1 pseudogene is annotated in these 219 nt (G+C 59.8%); it reads right to left on the bottom strand.

What is annotated here, in order from left to right:
* Positions 1 to 219: pseudogene (locus FNJ47_RS49440) on the bottom strand (IS481 family transposase); the annotation flags it as partial.

Genomic DNA, 219 nt, shown 5'->3' with positions numbered 1-219 from the left:
AATAGCCGATCGGATAAGCCTTGAACTTCTTCTTCGAGGGCTTACTGCCTTCGACCTCCGGCAATCGGCTGATGCCGTGGCGCTGAAGGCAACGATGCAGGGATGACCGCGTCAGATGCGGGATGGTTGGCTGCAGCGCATAGAGGCAATCGTCGAGCGGCAGCAGCGTATGCCGCCGGAACGCGACGATGATCGCCTCCTCCTCGATGGAAAGGACTG

The organism is Bradyrhizobium uaiense (genome assembly GCF_010811875.1).
Classification (GTDB): domain Bacteria; phylum Pseudomonadota; class Alphaproteobacteria; order Rhizobiales; family Xanthobacteraceae; genus Bradyrhizobium; species Bradyrhizobium uaiense.
Note: the sequence above shows the minus strand (reverse complement) of the source record. Positions and strands in the feature narration are given on the sequence as shown.